Source organism: Metallumcola ferriviriculae (assembly GCF_035573695.1).
Classification (GTDB): domain Bacteria; phylum Bacillota; class JADQBR01; order JADQBR01; family JADQBR01; genus Metallumcola; species Metallumcola ferriviriculae.
The window spans coordinates 2,256,754-2,273,877 of sequence record NZ_CP121694.1 but is presented as its reverse complement, the minus strand read 5'-3'; the positions used below and the strand labels follow the sequence as shown (position 1 = coordinate 2,273,877).

The 17,124-nt window shown below is 42.5% G+C and carries 14 protein-coding genes; 11 read left to right on the top strand and 3 right to left on the bottom strand.

What is annotated here, in order from left to right; genetic code table 11:
- Positions 1–26: 26 nt before the first annotated feature.
- Both MFMK1_RS11340 and MFMK1_RS11335 read right to left on the bottom strand, forming a co-directional pair.
- A complete protein-coding gene (locus tag MFMK1_RS11340) occupies positions 27–1,199 on the bottom strand; it encodes a thiolase family protein (protein ID WP_366921817.1) in 1,173 nt (390 codons plus the stop codon).
- Between the two features lie 74 nt (positions 1,200–1,273).
- Complete coding sequence (locus MFMK1_RS11335) at positions 1,274–2,050, bottom strand: enoyl-CoA hydratase-related protein (protein WP_366921816.1); 777 nt, start codon at positions 2,048–2,050, stop codon at positions 1,274–1,276.
- A gap of 579 nt (positions 2,051–2,629) precedes the next feature.
- Here MFMK1_RS11335 and MFMK1_RS11330 point away from each other — a divergent pair.
- The 7 genes from MFMK1_RS11330 (at position 2,630) to MFMK1_RS11300 (ending at position 10,644) form a co-directional block, all read left to right on the top strand.
- Positions 2,630–4,357, top strand: coding sequence for an ABC transporter ATP-binding protein (locus MFMK1_RS11330; protein WP_366921815.1), 1,728 nt, complete (start codon positions 2,630–2,632; stop codon positions 4,355–4,357).
- Positions 4,354–6,213 carry an ABC transporter ATP-binding protein gene (locus MFMK1_RS11325; protein ID WP_366921814.1) on the top strand — a complete coding sequence of 620 codons (1,860 nt, stop codon included), beginning with the start codon at positions 4,354–4,356 and terminating at the stop codon, positions 6,211–6,213. The genes MFMK1_RS11330 and MFMK1_RS11325 overlap by 4 nt, the downstream gene beginning before the upstream one ends.
- A gap of 192 nt (positions 6,214–6,405) precedes the next feature.
- Positions 6,406–7,614: a 2-hydroxyacyl-CoA dehydratase subunit D gene (locus MFMK1_RS11320; protein WP_366921813.1), complete on the top strand. Its 1,209-nt coding sequence runs from the start codon at positions 6,406–6,408 to the stop codon at positions 7,612–7,614.
- A 13-nt stretch (positions 7,615–7,627) separates the two neighbouring features.
- The gene (locus MFMK1_RS11315; protein ID WP_366921812.1) at positions 7,628–8,749 is read left to right on the top strand and encodes a 2-hydroxyacyl-CoA dehydratase subunit D; all 1,122 of its coding nucleotides are present in this window, start codon (positions 7,628–7,630) and stop codon (positions 8,747–8,749) included.
- A gap of 11 nt (positions 8,750–8,760) precedes the next feature.
- Positions 8,761–9,549 carry an acyl-CoA dehydratase activase gene (locus MFMK1_RS11310; RefSeq protein WP_366921811.1) on the top strand — a complete coding sequence of 263 codons (789 nt, stop codon included), beginning with the start codon at positions 8,761–8,763 and terminating at the stop codon, positions 9,547–9,549.
- Between the two features lie 55 nt (positions 9,550–9,604).
- Positions 9,605–9,829 (top strand): putative signal transducing protein, encoded by a 225-nt coding sequence (locus MFMK1_RS11305; RefSeq protein WP_366921810.1) that lies wholly within the window; start codon positions 9,605–9,607, stop codon positions 9,827–9,829.
- Between the two features lie 8 nt (positions 9,830–9,837).
- Positions 9,838–10,644 carry a S1C family serine protease gene (locus MFMK1_RS11300; protein ID WP_366921809.1) on the top strand — a complete coding sequence of 269 codons (807 nt, stop codon included), beginning with the start codon at positions 9,838–9,840 and terminating at the stop codon, positions 10,642–10,644.
- A gap of 48 nt (positions 10,645–10,692) precedes the next feature.
- Here MFMK1_RS11300 and MFMK1_RS11295 read toward each other — a convergent pair whose 3' ends face one another.
- Entirely contained in the window at positions 10,693–11,103 is a 411-nt protein-coding gene (locus MFMK1_RS11295) for a cupin domain-containing protein (protein ID WP_366921808.1), read from the bottom strand.
- A gap of 252 nt (positions 11,104–11,355) precedes the next feature.
- Here MFMK1_RS11295 and MFMK1_RS11290 point away from each other — a divergent pair, with 252 nt between their 5' ends.
- The 4 genes from MFMK1_RS11290 (at position 11,356) to MFMK1_RS11275 (ending at position 17,121) form a co-directional block, all read left to right on the top strand.
- Entirely contained in the window at positions 11,356–13,452 is a 2,097-nt protein-coding gene (locus tag MFMK1_RS11290) for a sensor domain-containing protein (protein ID WP_366921807.1), read from the top strand.
- Between the two features lie 282 nt (positions 13,453–13,734).
- Entirely contained in the window at positions 13,735–15,534 is a 1,800-nt protein-coding gene (locus MFMK1_RS11285) for a methyl-accepting chemotaxis protein (RefSeq protein ID WP_366921806.1), read from the top strand.
- Between the two features lie 117 nt (positions 15,535–15,651).
- Positions 15,652–16,716, top strand: a complete 1,065-nt coding sequence (locus MFMK1_RS11280; protein WP_366921805.1) for an epoxyqueuosine reductase — start codon at positions 15,652–15,654, stop codon at positions 16,714–16,716.
- A gap of 30 nt (positions 16,717–16,746) precedes the next feature.
- A complete protein-coding gene (locus MFMK1_RS11275) occupies positions 16,747–17,121 on the top strand; it encodes a DUF1330 domain-containing protein (protein ID WP_366921804.1) in 375 nt (124 codons plus the stop codon).
- The last annotated feature ends 3 nt before the right edge of the window (positions 17,122–17,124 follow it).

Sequence of the window (17,124 nt, the reverse complement as noted above, 5' to 3'; positions counted from 1 at the left end):
TTTTAAAAGTCCGCACTTTAGGGTAATTATACTTTCTCCCAAAGGGTGGCATTGGCGTTGCCAAAGCCGCCGCATAGTGTTGCCAAGCCGTATTTTGCTTCAGGCATATCGGTTTTCATAATATTGTTTAACGTGATTACGATCCTGGCCCCGGATTCACCCAAAGGATGACCCAATGCCAGGGCGCCTCCCCAAAGATTGGTTCTTTTAAAGGGAGCATTTTCCTCAATACCAAGCTCCCGCAGTGAAGCCAAGGATTGGCTAGCAAATGCTTCGTTAATCTCTACCACATCGATATCATCCGCAGTTAGTCCTGTTCTTTCAAAAAGTTTCTTTACTGCGTATATAGGCCCAATTCCCATTATGGTAGGGTCACAACCAGCCATAGCGCCGGCTTTATATTTCAGATGATAAGCCAATCCTAGCTCATCGGCTTTTTCTCTGCTCATTAAGATAAGGGCGCATGCTCCGGCAGTAAGAGGCGATGAAAGTGCAGCAGTAACCACACCATCCGGCTTAAAGGGCGACTTCATACCGGCCATTCCGTCTATAGAGATATTATCGCGAATCCATTGGTCATGCTCAACCATGAATTTCGTTCCGTCTTCTTTTTCACCTTCCACTGGGATAATTTCGTTACCAAACTTACCTGCATCCCGAGCCGCGGCCGAATTTTTGTGACTGTAATAAGCCATCTGCATCATGTCTTCACTGGATACATTCCATTGTTCCGCGACCTTTTCCGCAGTAGGACCCATAGGAATATCGTTAGGGTTATAACGCTGTGCCAGTCTGGGCGGGAGGTCCAAAGCCATACCCATAGGAACATGAAGCATATCTTCTACGCCACCGGCGATATAGATGTCACCCTCACCTGCCATAATAGCTCTTGCAGCATGTTCAATGGCAGACATTCCTGAAGGACATTGCTGGCAGATAGTATTTGCCGCTACATTTTCCGGGAAACCGCCAGCAAGCCAGGCAAGCCGGCCAATATCGTTTTGCATGCCCACCTGGGCAGCAGAGCCGATAAATACGGCTTCTACCTCTTCGGGACTGATTTGTTTATTTCTTTCAAACAACCCGCTATATACTGAGGTCAATAGCTCATCCGGACGTTTGTTTCTAAACCACCCTTTATCTTTATGCGCCCGTCCATTGGCTGTTCGGACACCGTCTATTATTACACATTCCTTCATTTTATAGTGATACCTCATTTCATTTTAATTTAACTTAAGCTAGTGCCAAGTAATTTCCTTAGACTTCAGCAAATTTATTTACCCTTAAACTGGGGAGCCCTCTTCTGGAAGAAAGCCATACCGCCTTCCTTGGCATCTTCACTGGCAAATACTACGGCAGAACCGCCCTGTTCTAGTTTGATGCCTTCCTCAATAGTGGTGTTGAGTCCTTGGGTGACGGCCTTTAATATTTCCCTAATGGCGATAGGAGCCCCTTTGGCCAGCTTTCCCGCCAAAGTTTTCGCTTCGTCTAGTACTTTATCAGCAGCAACAACTATATTTACCAAGCCATAGCTCAGTGCCTCTCCAGCGCTTAAGGGGTCTCCGGTGATCATTACTTCTAAGGCCTTGGTTTTACCAATCAATCTGGGTAATCGCTGGGTACCGCCCCAACCAGGTATAATGCCTAACTTCACTTCTGGCAGGCCGATTTTTGCCGTTTCGGATAAAATTCGTAGGTGACAGCTCATGGCCAATTCGTTACCGCCGCCGAAGGCGCTGCCTTGAAGAGCAGCAATAATAGGTTTAGGATAGTTTTCAATTTTCAAAAATAAATCATGGCCACTGATTTTTGGCGTACTACCATCCTGAATGGCAGAAAATTCGCTAATGTCAGCTCCGGCTGAAAACAGTTTCTCTCCCGCGCCGGTGATTACGATGGCTCTGACCTCCTCATCGCTAAAACATTGGTCTAACAGGCTGTTTAAGTCCCGCAAAACTGGCTGCCCTAAAGCGTTGGCCGGGGGGTTGTTGATAACTGCCACAACAAAACCTGGCTGTTTTTCCACTATAAGCTTTTCATACTTCACCATATTTACCTCCTTATAAAATTTGATTTACAACATGAAACATTAATCTGTTAATAATGTAGCAAGTTTCATGCCATTTTTCGAAACGGGCCCTATTTAATACACGGATTTAGGAATGACAGGCACGGGAATTGCTATATTATAATTAACTCAGTAATGCCATGGAAGAAAAAATTTTGCTCAGTGAACCCGGTGTGTTAACGCACCGAGCATTTCGTAGATGCACCTATATTGGTTATTTAGTGGCTGACATGCTTGATTTTTGCAAAATATAACAATTGGTCAAACTATTGAGCATTTCACCTCGGTTTTTTTCCTGTTATTGCTATTGTAAATGAGAAATATAATGGGTATAATATAAGGCTGTATCTCAAGGGTGATGCGGAACATCAGATTGGTCATGTAAAGTCTATTGTTCACGAGCGGATAGCGGCTATCATGTCCCAAATGCCTGAGGTCAGCGTTAAAGAATTGATGACGGGCTTAAAGCAGCTTCAAAGTGCATTAGAAAAAGCCAACGACCGCGATAATCAGATTGAATAAACCTATTACAGCAGATTTGACTGGAGATGATTAGAAAAGATGCTTAAATTAACGAGGTATCTGAAGCCATACACGTTGTCGATTACTGCGGTCTTTATATTACTATTTATCCAATCACTATCTCAATTGTACCTGCCTACCTTGATGTCTGATATCGTTGATATTGGCATAGTGCAAGGCGATACCCGCTACATTTTTAAGGTTGGCGTAGTAATGCTGTTTATAGCTGCAGGGGGGACTGTCGCCACAATTGCCGCCAGTTATCTTTCCGCGAAAAGCGCTACCGGGTTTGGTAAAATTTTAAGAAATAAGGTCTTTACCCACATTGAAAGTTTTTCACTGCAGGGATTTAACAAGATAGGAACTGCTTCTCTCATTACTAGAACTACAAATGACATTACGCAAGTTCAACAGGTAACGATGCTGATGCTGCGGATGGTCATCAGCGCACCGATGATGATTATTGGTGGCGTCATCATGGCTGTATCCAAAGATGCGCAGTTATCAATAATTATCCTGGTTGTCATTCCGCTGCTTTCCGTCGCTATTTTTGTTATTGCCCGGAAAGGGCTACCATTGTTTAAGGCATTGCAGGTAAAGCTAGATAAACTAAACCGTGTCTTAAGAGAAAGTCTGACCGGCATCAGGGTAATACGAGCTTTTAACCGATCAGAATACGAAAGTGTTCGTTTCAATCGTGCCAATGGAGACCTGACAGGCACCGCCATTAATGTCAATCATATTATGGTCTCTATGATGCCTGTGATGATGTTTTTATTTAATTTAACAACTATCGCAGTGGTTTGGTTTGGCAGTATTCGTATTAATAATGGAAGTATGCAGGTAGGGGATTTAATGGCTTTTATCCAGTATGTCACCCAGATTATGTTTTCGTTGATTATGATTTCAGTGATGTTTGTCATGGTACCACGGGCATCGGCGTCGGCGCTGAGAATTAACGAAATCTTAAATATGGAAGCAGATATTAAGGACCCTCAGTGTTCGCAAGGTTCCGAAGGAAAAAGAGGGGTTGTCCAATTCAAAGATGTAACCTTTAGGTATCCGGGGGCAGAAGAACCGGTAGTAAATGATATAACATTTACTACGTTTCCCGGGGAAGTTACTGCTGTCATCGGGGGTACCGGCTCGGGGAAATCAACCTTAATAAACTTGATCCCGCGATTTTTCGATGTGGAAAGTGGCAGTGTTAAGATAGATGGAGTAGATGTTCGAGATATGACTCAAAAAGAACTTAGAGCGAAGATAGGTTTTATACCGCAAGAAGCAGTTTTGTTTACTGGTACAACTGCAGAAAATATTAGATACGGAAAAGAGACGGCCACTGATGAAGAGGTCAAGCGGGCAGCAGAAATAGCCCAAGCCACTGAATTTATATCCACTATGAAAGACGGCTTTCAATCTCTCATTGCTCAGGGTGGTATTAATATCTCAGGAGGGCAAAAGCAGCGGATTTCCATTGCCCGGGCCCTGGTGCGAAAACCGGAGATTTATGTGTTCGACGACAGTTTCTCTGCGCTTGATTTAAAAACGGAGGCTAACCTGCGGGCCGCCCTTAAAAAAGAAATATTAAATTCCACGATAATTATTGTGGCACAAAGGGTCAGTACTGTAGTGGATGCGGACCGTATTATAGTGTTGGATCAAGGTCGGATAGCGGGAATTGGCTGTCATAAAGATTTATTAGAAAAATGTAAGGTATACCGAGAAATAGTAGTTTCACAGCTGTCAGAGGAGGAATTAGCATGACAGAGCGCCGAGATTATAAAACGACCGGTCGCGGCAGGGGATTTGGCAGCGGTCCGCACATGAGCATGCCGGTAGAAAAAGCTAAGAATTTCAAAGGTACTTTAAAAAGATTGCTGCTTTACTTTGCACCAAGAAAATACCAGATTATTCAAGTGTTTTTTATTGCTATTTTAAGCACATTGTTTATTATTGTAAGCCCCAAAATTCTTGGCAAAGCAATCACTAAGATATTCGAAGGTATGATGATGAAAATTAATGGGGTACCAGGGGCAACAATTGACTTCAATTATATTCAGCACATTTTGTTCATTCTAAGTATTCTTTATGTTACTAGTGCCGTTTTTAATTATATTCAGCAATATATCATGGTGAGCATCGCCCAGAAGACGGTCTATGATATGCGCGAGGATGTTAACAGCAAATTAGCTCGCTTACCTTTGAAATATTTCGATTCGCATCCCCATGGAGAAATATTAAGCCGTGTGACGAATGATATTGAAAATATAAGCAACACCTTGCAACAGAGTATCATGCAGCTCATTACCGCTTTAGTTACCCTTGTCGGCGTCATCATCATGATGTTATCAATTAGTCCTTTGATAACATTAATTACTATTTTGACTCTGCCGTTGTATGCGGTAGTAACAAAATATGTGGCATCTCGTTCACAAAAGTACTTTGCTGGGCAGCAGAAAGCGCTGGGACAGTTGAACGGTCATATTGAGGAAATGTACACCGGTCACAAAATAATTAAGGCCTTTGGACACGAGGATAAGGCTATTGAAGAATTTAATGCAATTAACGATGAACTTCACGATGTAGGTTGGAAGGCACAGTATATTTCCGGCATCATCATGCCGCTGATGCAGTTTATTGGCAACATTGGGTATGTATTAGTTTCCGTTGTCGGTGCAATTTTTGTTACCAATCAGGCGATTACAATCGGGGACGTACAAGCATTTATTCAATATTCAAGACAACTGACCCAACCGATAACGCAAACGGCAAATATTGCTAATATTATTCAGTCTACTGTGGCGTCGGCCGAGCGTGTTTTTGAACTTTTAGACGAAAATGAAGAAGTACCTGAAAGTGTAAATGCTAAAATATTGGAGTTTCCCAAGGGAGAGGTCAAGTTCGAAAATGTTAAGTTTGGTTATAAGGATAATGAAACTCTTATCGAAAATATGACTTTCGGGATAAAACCCGGTCAGACTGTGGCCATAGTAGGCCCTACCGGTGCAGGGAAGACTACATTGGTAAATTTATTAATGCGCTTCTATGAACTTAATGGGGGGCAGATATTAATTGACGGGGTTGATATTAAAGAGATGAAACGAGGATATTTGCGCAGCATCTTTGGCATGGTGCTGCAGGACACCTGGCTTTTTAATGGCAGTATCAAGGATAACATAGCCTATGGACGTGAAAATGCTTCGGATGAAGAAATCGTGGCGGCCGCCAAAGCAGCTCATGCGGATCACTTTATCAGAACACTTCCCGATGGTTATGCTACCGTGTTAAACGAAGATGCGTCAAATTTATCCCAGGGACAAAGGCAGCTCTTAACTATTGCCAGAGCCATTCTTGCTGACCCAATTATCCTGATCCTCGATGAAGCGACCAGCAGCGTTGATACTAGAACGGAGGTTTATATCCAAAAGGCGATGAATAATCTGATGAAAGGAAAAACCAGCTTTGTCATTGCCCATCGCTTATCTACCATTCGTGGCGCAGATTTAATCTTGGTAATGAACGACGGCAATATCGTAGAAAATGGTACTCATCAAGGACTTTTAGAAAAGAACGGTTTCTATGCGGAATTATATAATAGCCAGTTTACGGCAGTAAATTAATAGATATTTTACACCAGGGACGGTGGGTGGCTAATTGCCATCAACCGTCCTTTTTTTATTTCTTATAAAAGCCAGACAAAGTCAGAATATTTCAGGGCTGATTAGCCCTGTGGCATGATAATTGCAAATAATTATTTGAGAGGGAGTGGAGTATATGATGCGAAAAATTTGTTTGAGGACAGGGGGATAACGATGAAAGAAACTAGCAGGGCAGAAGAAATGTTAAGACAAATGACCATGGTGCATTATGGCGCACCAAAAAAAATGGATCGCAAGAAACATCCGGTTGCTTGGTGCAGTTCAATTGCGCCGGTGGAGTTCTTACAGGTAATGGATGTTCTTCCGCTGTTTCCCGAAAACCATGGCGCTATGATTGGCGCGAGAAAGATGGGGGTGGAATTGGCTGAGGCTGCAGAAGCGGTTGGCTATTCCACGGACATATGTTCTTATGCCCGTGCAGATATTGGACAGATATTGACAGGCAAGAGCCCGGTAAATGGACTAGCCAGGCCGGATTTTCTGGTCTGCTGTAATAATATCTGCAATACCGTTGTCAAATGGTATGAAAATCTTGCCCGCCATTTTAACGTACCGTTATTTCTTATTGATACACCCTTTAATCATGGAGCGGCAATTTCCGAAAGCAGCATCAGGTATGTTCAAGGGCAATTTGAGGAATTTATTCCTTGGTTGGAGCAAGTGACCGGGCAAAATTTTGACATGGAGCGTTTTAAGCAGGTGTCCGAAATCTCTACAAAGACATCTCAACTGTGGCGTGAGATATTGCAATTAAATAAAAATAAGCCGGCCCCGTTTACTGCTTTTGAAGCCTTTAATTTTATGGCACCAATAGTGACAATGAGGGGGACTCCCGAGGCATTGGAGTACTATCGTGTGCTAAAGGCTGAATTACAGGAAAAGGTCAAGGAAGGAAAAGGGGCAGTTCCCGATGAGAGACATAGGTTTTTATGGAATGGTATTCCCGTATGGTATGCCTTGCGTCCGATGGCTCAACTTTTTGCCAAGTATAATGCCAACTTAGTTTGTTCGACTTACACAAATGCTTGGATATTGGAATTTGATACCACTAACCTGATGCGCAGCATGGCTGAAGTATATACCGCTGTCCTAATCAATCAAAACTTGGATGCTAAATTCAACGATGCAGATCAATTGGCAGAGGATTATAACTTAGACGGTGTCATACATCACTCGAATAGGAGTTGTAAACCTTATTGTTTTGGACTTTATGATTTGAGCAGGATGACCCAAAACGGTAACCATCCAATACCTGATTTTATTTTTGATGGGGATCAAACAGATGCTCGCAACTTTTCCTGGGCACAGTTTGAAAGCAGGTTTCAATCATTCATGGAAACATTAGAAATGGCAGTATATTAAGGAGGGCTATCTAATGGAAGAAAAATTACGCGAGCTTTTGGAAATTGCAGAGAATCCCCAACGCGCTATTACCGGTTGGAAAGAAGTTACCGGCGGCAAAGTGATCGGGTGTCTGCCAATCTATGTTCCTGAAGAAATAATTCATGCAGCAGGGGCCTTGCCTGTTGGGTTGTGGGGCGGCACTACGGAAATTGAAAGGGCCAATGCACACCTGCAGGGTTTTTCCTGTTCTATTGTTAGAGGCGTTTTAGAGTACGCTTTAAAAGGGACATATGACATGGTAGATGGATTTGTTTTTCCGTCCACTTGTGACCATGTTCAAAATAGCTCTGATATATGGGCAAAGACTTTTCCAGACAAAGTAAAATTTGATTTAGTGTACCCAGCCAACAGGTCCAGCAATGCTGCAACGCTTTATTTGGCGGACCTTTATCGGGAATTTATTTCTTGGCTGGAAGAATTGGTCGGCTCTAGTATTAATAATGGCGATTTGCAACGGAGTATCAGTGTTTATAATCATCATCGCGAGCTGATGGAAAAACTGAGGCAGCTTCGTGCGGAACAACCGCAAAGTCTGACCCATCGGGAGATGGCAGGGCTGGTAAAGGCCTCTTTATTTATGCCAAAGGAGCAGTATAACCAGGAGCTCGAAGGTCTGCTGCCTTGGCTGGAAGTTCGAGATATAAAAGAGGTGCCCCATAAACGGCTGTTACTAACCGGTATTATGGCCGAGCCCGAAGAATTGCTGGATGTCATCGAAGACCTTGGTTGTGCCGTGGTAGCTGACGATTTGGCCCTCGGGTCCAGATTGCATGGAGTACAAGTCACCACCCAAACTGAGCCCATAGACGCCCTTGTCCAGAGACACTTGAGTCTTGGCCCCTGTTCCACTTTGTTTGACCCAGGTAAGAAAAGGGGGAGCCATATTAAAGAGCTGGTAGAGAAAACAAAGGCCAACGGTGTAGTATTCATTAACATGAAATTTTGTGAAGCAGAAGAATTCGATTATCCGATACTCAAACAGGAATTGGAACAGGCAGGGATACCACTATTATTTATTGAAGTAGAGCAGCAGATGGCATCTTTTGGCCAAATCAGAACTAGGCTTCAAGCCTTTACAGAAATGCTAGCATAGGGGGAAGTAGCATGACCTATACCATGGGAGTTGACATCGGATCAATCACTTCTAAATGCGCAATCCTAAAGAATGGTCAAGAAATTGTGGCGCATGCTGTAATAAAGGCGGGGACTGGCAGTGACGGGCCTGAACGGGCGGTTAGTAAAACCCTAAACGAAGCTGGTTTAAATCGAGAAGACCTTACTTACGTGGTGGCGACAGGATATGGCAGGGTAATTTATGCGGATGCTGATGAAGAGATTAGTGAAATTGCCTGTCACGCTAAAGGTGCCGCCTTTCAGGTTGAAAATGCACGGACGGTAATCGATATTGGTGGTCAGGATGCCAAGGCCATAAAACTCGCAGCAAATGGAAAAGTGCTAAAGTTTGAAATGAATGAAAAATGCGCCGCCGGTACTGGAAGATTTTTAGATGTGATGGCTCAAGCTTTAGGATACCCAGTAGCTGAATTGGGAATCTTGGGTAAAAGGTCAACGGAAAAAGTGATAATTAGCAGCACTTGTACGGTATTTGCTGAATCTGAGGTAATTTCCCACTTAACAGCTAAAAAGAAAGTAGAGGATGTAGTAGCGGGAATCCATGACTCCATCGCACGACGAATTGCCGGACTTGTCAGACGAGTGGGGATAGAAGAAACAGTAGTGATGACTGGGGGCGTTGCTCAGAACAAAGGCGTGGTCAATGCCTTGGAAGAGAAGTTAGAATGTAAACTTACAGTTCCTCCTTACACACAGATTAACGGTGCTCTAGGGGCTGCAATAATAGCCTTCGAAAAGAATTCGAGAAGATTGAAATAGATGAAGCACCCACTGGGCAATATTGTGACATTTTTTACAAAGGCGGTTTCAAGCTATGAGTGATAAGAAGTCTCCGGTAGCGGTATATAGTACATTTGATCAAGTAAAGATGACCATAGCCAGATCCATTTTGGAAGGCGCTGGCATTTGGAGTTTTGTTAAAGGTGAAAGAGTGCGCAACATGCCGTTTAACTATTTAGACGGACCCATGCAAATAATGGTGAAAGTGGAGGATTTAGAAGAAGTGGAATGCTTGCTTCAAGATTTTCTAGAGGAGTAGAGGCATAAATGACTGACAACCCCTATGCTAAACAAGAATTTCCTGGCGAAGAAGAAACGATGGAGTTGAATGAACAGTTTGAGGAAGAGGATTATCGCCGGCCAATAGTGAGGCGTGGCACATCCGTTGGATGGAAACTGGTCGCATTTTTAGTAGTAGTAATTTTTATTACGGTTTTTTCCTTTAACGGTCTCGGTAAGATATTTTCCTATTTTTCCCTGGGATTTATATCCCGCTCAAGGGAACTGAGCCAAAGTGCGAAGGTCCAGGAACTTAAAGAGGCAGTAGTTCGGGTGGAAGTAATGAGTAAGGGAGAAGGATTAGTATTACCCGAACGGCGATCCGGTACCGGATTTAACATCAGTCCGACGGGGGTCATTGTTACTAATTATCATGTTATCCAAAATGCTGCAGCTGTTAGTGTTTCTTTCTCAGGTGGTAAGACCTTTCGTGATATACAGGTGAATGAGTATCCATCGCTTGATTTAGCGCTCGTTTACTTGGATGGCCAGAACTTACCAAATATTGAGATTAGCAGGTTACTGCCGGGTAAAGGGGAAAAGGTGCTGGTAATAGGTAACCCGTTAGGATTTCCATGGGTAGTGATGGAAGGGGAGATAACCGGTCTCGGCCGCGTAAGCCAATTGGCTGCTCCGGTAATTATAATAGATGCCCCAATTCAGTCGGGAAGCAGCGGAAGCCCGGTTTTTAACGAAAAGGGGCAGGTTGTCGCCATAGTCTTTGCAACTACCGGAGATAGTCAGGAACAGAAAAAAGGGTTGGCCATACCGGCTGAAAATTTACCGGAATATTAATCTCCCCTCATGCTGGACAGGACATACTTAAATTTATGATTTTGAAAGTCACCCATTTGCTCCGGTAACTATAATTCTGTCAGTACTTATGTGAGAGTAAGGGCAGGCAAACAGAATTATTAATCGCTCAGGTCTACTATTAACCAACTGATGGGCTTGATTTGCTTTAACTGTAAAGCAGTCCCCTGTCGTTACTACTATTGGGTTACGCCAAGCCACGTGAGCATCCGCCTCCGGAGAACCGATATACATTTCTCCTTGACCTTCGACTATTTGATAGATTTCTATTCCATTCGTATGATAGTGTGCCCCCACCGGCTTATAACCGTCAATTTCAGCAGCATAGAAGGCAAATGTGTCATTACCTGTTAACCTAACTATTTTTATGCCGACTGCCTCATCTCGCTTGGCCACTAAGAGAGCATCCTTTATATTGTTAAGTTCCAGAAATCCGTTCATTATTAGCCCCTATTCATTTTATTTATGCGATAGATATATCCTTCTCATCATTGATTGCTAATATTAATCTATCTCATAATTTTTAAGGAAAGTAGATCTATTTTTGGTCTAGTACCATAGACGTGGGTAATATGACGCAATTTTCCGTCTATTGAAAAGGAAAATTCAAATGGATTGTAGAATTATTAAGGAAAATGTCTATTCTTTAATAAAGATAATACTTTCTGAAGCTAGAATGCTGGAGGTTTATAGATGAAAACAATTATGGAGGAAATGAAAAGTCTCAATCATTCGCTGGAAGAATCTCGGCAGCGTTATAAGTCTTTATTTTATCATCATCCGGACATGGTCTACTCTTTGGATAATGAGGAAGAATTTACCACAGCTAACCCTGCATGTGCCGGGAAACTTGGTTATTCCATGCAAGAATTAGAGCAATGTACTATTGATGATCTAATTGTCAAAAAAGACCGTCAGCTTATCAGCGATAAAATTCATGAAGCATTTCAAGGGGAAGCCCAAAGTTTTGAAGTAAAGGCTATTCATAAAGACGGGAGCCTAATTGACCTTCATATAACCCACCTACCCATCGTTATCAACGGTAAAGCTGAAGGTGTTTTCGGCATCGCCCGGGATATCACGGAACAAAAGCAGGCAGAAAGAGAACTGAAATCAAGCGAGGAACGCTACCGCCAGTTAGTAGAACTGGCTCCGGTGGGGATCACCACCTATCAGCAGGGCAAAGTCACTTATGTCAATTCTATGGCGATGAGCATTATTGGTATCGCCTCACCAGATCAAATAATTGGGCGTAATCCACTTGATTTTGTCCATCATGATTATGTGAAACGAGCGCTGCACCGTATTGCCGATGCGGAAATAGGTAATAACCAGGAAAAGGTCGAAGGAAAATATGTTCGTCTGGATGGTAAGCCTATTGATGTAGAAATAGCCACTATGTCTTTTGATTATAACGGTCAGCGTATAGTTCAAACCATTTTTAATGAAATAACTGAGCGAAAACGCTACGAGGCTGATATAAAAAAATTGGCCTACTATGATACCTTAACCGGTCTTCCCAATAGGTCACTTTTTTTACAGTCATTATCTGAGGCAATCGCTAATCCAAAGGATTTGAAACAGCGTTTTGCCTTGTTATTTCTGGATTTGGATAAATTTAAGAATGTAAACGACTCCTTTGGTCACCTTACCGGTGACCATTTATTAAAGGATGTTGCTACCCGTCTGCAAACAGTGCTGCGAACGGATGATATGATTGCTAGATTAAGCGGCGATGAATTTGCTGTTTTAGTACCGCACATTAATGGTGCCGCGGATGTTTTTAAAGTAACAGAAAAAATTCTAGAAAGTTTCCGTACACCTTTTTTTATTAAGGAGCAGGAATTATCTTTGGATGTCAGCATCGGCATTGCTTTTTATCCTTCCGATGGTACTGACGTGGAAACCCTGCTGAAAAATGCTGATTTTGCCATGTATCGCGCAAAAGAAGGACAAAAAAGTTACCAGGTATATTCTCCAGCTGTTCATACACAGTTTTTCAAACGGTTGCAATTGGAACAAACTTTATACAAAGCCCTAGAGAAAAGAGAGTTTGTACTCCATTATCAACCACAGGTTAATATTAATACCGGTAAGATTACGTCGATGGAAGCATTAATTCGCTGGAATCATCCGGAACAGGGCCTGCTCTACCCTAATAAATTTATCCCTTTGGCAGAAGAAACGGGCTTAATAATTCCCATTGGGGGGTGGGTGATTGACGAGGCTTGCAGGCAGTATAAGCTTTGGCAACAAAAGGGTTATTCCGATATAAAGATATCCGTTAATCTCTCCCCCAACCAATTTAGAAACCAGGATATTGTCACTGTGGTCAAGCAGGCACTAGACAGGCATAACTTAAATGGGCATTGGCTAGAACTAGAAATCACGGAAAGCATTATTATGCAAAATGTCGACAATATTATCTCCATACTGCATGAACTAAAAAGAAACGGCATTAAAGTCTCCATTGACGATTTCGGAGCAGGCTATTCTTCATTAAGTTATTTAAAGCGCCTGCCCGTGGACCGCCTGAAAATTGACCAGTCTTTTGTGGTAGACATTCCAGTGGACCCAAATGCCGAAGTAATCACCACCGCAATTATCTCTTTAGCACATAACTTAGGCATTGGGTTGGTGGCAGAGGGAGTGGAAACCGACGCGCAGGCGTCTTTCTTAAAAAATCGCGGTTGTGAGATAATGCAGGGATATCTATTCAGCCGCCCACTACCTGTCAGTGGGTGCGACAAGCTGTTTAATGGGGGAAAAAGCTTTGGGCAGTTTCAGTAGAATATATACAATATGGACTTAATTTGCTGCTATGCTGAGCCAAATTTGAATTGGCTAATATTATTCCGGCAGTATTGGCAAGAATATTGCATATGTATATTACATATATGAAAGAAAAATATTTTCTGATAGATAATCTCTTAGGAAAGGAAGCAGCCATAAATTGGCGATCATCTTTTGTTACTGCAAAAGTTACCCAATATTTCAGAAAGTTGAAAAAATTGAAGTTCGGTTACCCATTAATAACAAAAGGGATTAAAAGGTCTAAAAGGGGATAGTGACGTGATTCTGTTAAAAAAGGACAAATCAAAAAATAAAAATGTAAATGAAAAAAAGAATCGGAAACTAGGCAAGGCCGAGACCGAAGATAAGAATTTAAATAATAAAAAAACAAAAATAGCCACAAAATTGGTTTTGGGCTATTTGTTAGTAGTTGTTGTTTTTGCCGGGGCAGTGTATTACACCTGGAGTAATTTGGATAGGTTACAACAAAGCCAAGAGCACAAGGATGCCCAGTATCGTAATCTGGCATCAGTTGAGGAGATGGTATCTCTAGTCAATGAGAAATACATACTTGCAGCAGACCTGCTGATTACCAATAACGAAAAGTCACTTGATAAAATTGAACCTGTTGAGAAGAGATTACTTGTAATTACAGAGCAAATGACGCACCAAAGCTTGGGAGAAAATGAGAATTATTTGCTTAACAGAATATTGCAGTATGATTCTGATTTTAATAAAGCATTGGAAGAACAAATGCTGCCTGCCTGGCGTAACAGCAATAATGTTAATATGCAAAACCGGATATTTAGTATGACCTTGGGGTCATTAAAAGATAGGATTAGCGAGCTTTCTAAAAAACTGACAGCCCTGTTGGAAAAGAATATTGCGGAAGCGGAAGCAGAAAGTGACAAAGTTATCCAAGCTACTGTTTATGCTTTGGTTAGCTCCCTAGTGGTGTCGGTGTTGGCTGTTATCGTCATTGCTTTGATTCAAGCTCGCTCCATTTCTACTCCTTTGAAAAGCCTAACCGCGGTTGCCAATGAGATTAGTCAGGGTAACCTTACTGCCGAAGAAAATCTACAGGTGATTGGTAGCGACGAGATTGGCCAACTTACAAGAGCTTTTAAAATTATGACTCAGAGTTTAAAGAAGGTAATCTTAGATGTTTCTACAGCTTCAACCCATTTAGTACAATCAGGGAGCCAGCTTTCGGGAACAAGCACTGCCCTAGGAAGTGCTATTCAACAGGTGGCTGCCTCCGCCGAAGAACTTTCAGCGGGTGCTGAAGAGCAACAGAATCAGGTAGAACAATCAGAAACGGTTGTTTTGGAAATAACGACTGCAATGGGTGAGGTTGTCACTAAAATTACCGATACGGTGACCCTTGCCGACCAGGCGAGAGATTCTACAAAATTAGGCAATGAAAGCGTAATAGATATGCGGCATCAAATGCATGCTATTTATCAATCCACTTCTGAAACATCAAAAGGCCTTCAGGAGTTGAATCAGTATTCCATAGAAATAGGAAAGATTATTTCCACTATTGGTGATATTGCAGAACAGACCAACTTACTGGCGTTGAATGCTGCAATTGAAGCCGCTCGGGCCGGAAACCAAGGGCGTGGATTTGCGGTTGTTGCTGAGGAAGTACGCAAATTGGCGGAGCAATCGGCGAAAGCTGCACACGAAATTTCCTCATTGGTAACTAATATCCAAAGTGGTACAGGGAAAGTCGTTGACGTGATGTACGGTAGTATGGAACAGGTAAAACAAGGCGGAGAGGTTGTGGAGCGAGCGGGTGCCCAGTTTGAGGGGATAAACCAGGTAATTAGCGATATGGTGCAAGCAGTCAATGCGGTCCACAAAGCAGCGGAAATAGCTTCCGGGGAAATAACCAACATTGAAATGGTTATGAAAGAAGTTCGTCAAGGTAGTGTACAGGCTGCAGAAGCCAGTCACGAGGTGGCGTCGTCCACGGAACACCAAAATACTTCAATAAACGGATTGATTGTCAATGCCGACGAATTGGTCGGACTGTCAGATAAGCTAACACAGACTATTGGTAAATTCAAAGTTTAGAACCAGTCAACCTAACCGTCTTGTGTTTGCATCACAGTCATTTTCTGTAAGGGAGTGTTTAAAGTTGTAAAAAAATCAGACATTATTAACAAGGTCTTTGAATTGGGGTTTGAAGATGTGGGATTTACCACTGCGGCAATATTTAAATCCCAAGTAGAAGTGTTGGCCTCGCGTAAAGCATTATATGATTGGACCGCTGTAAAAGGTTTGGATTTAATAAACGGTGTAGACCCCAAAAGGGTGTACCCTGAGGGTAAATCGATTGTCGTATTGATGGAGAACTACTTTAACAAATCGTTCCCAAAAGCCATGGAGAATACTTTTGGCCGTTGCTATTTGGATGATGACCGGGTTACTAAGGATGGTCTTTTCCTGCGAATAAAAGCTTTTAGAGGGTTTTTACGTGATCACGGGGTTGAGTCTAAAGTGCCATTTAACATACCCCACAGATTGGCAGCGGCCCGAGCGGGTTTAGGTACCTTTGGCAAGAATTGTTTGTTTTATTCGCGTAAGGCCGCCAAGCAAAGCTCTTGGACTTTACCCATTGCAATAATTACAAATCAAGAATTTGAGCCGGATAATCCCACAATAACCATAGGTTGTCCGGATTGGTGTAGAAATGCTTGTATAGTCGCTTGTCCTACCCAGGCACTCCTTGCTCCAAGGAAATTGGACCCACGCAGGTGCATATCTTTTTTAACTTATTATGGGGAAGAAATAACGCCGTTGGAATTTAGGGAGCCCATGGGCATGTGGATTTATGGTTGCGATAGATGCCAAAACATATGTCCCCGTAATCAGCCGTGGTTAGCGGAAAAGCTTCCGGTTAACGAAAAAGTGGCAGCCATGAAAGATGACTTTGATCTCATAAAACTGCTTCATATGGATATGAATTATTTTAAAACTAAGATATGGCCGCATATGTTTTACGTGCCACCAAAAGAAATCTGGCGCTGGAAAATGAATGCGGCTCGGGCATTAGGCAATAGCCGCGACCCAAGCTATATACCGCAACTAGTTAAGGCTTATTCAGAAAATAACGATGAAAGGGTGCAGGGGATGTGTGCATGGGCTTTAGGCCGCATCGGTGGTCATGAGGCTAAAAAGGCTTTGCGTAGTTTTGTTAGTGAATCTAATAAAACAATAATGGAAGAAGTAGAAACGGCCTTGGCATTCGCTTAACAGCCATTACTAAAAAGGGGGTAGAAATTAGTGGGTAAGCTGGATATCAATGACAAAGATTACAAGGAATTTAAAGATAACCCGAACGAAGAACCGGTGGTGATGCTTAATTTACTGAAATTTAAGGATGACGGCGGCGAAGAAGCATACGCGAGGTATGCCGCAGTTGTGACCAAAATGATCACCGATTTGGGTGGGCGAATTATTTTTGCAGGGCAAACACATGAATTATTGACCGGCGAAGATCGGTGGGATTCCGTTTTGCTTGTGGAGTATCCATCGCGGAAAGATTTTCTGAATATGATCAGGAGTGAGGAATATAAAAGAGCTCATGTTCATCGTCAGGAAGCACTGGAGCGTGCTGTTCTCTACGCTACTCAAGGAATGGATTTGCGTAAAATATAGTTT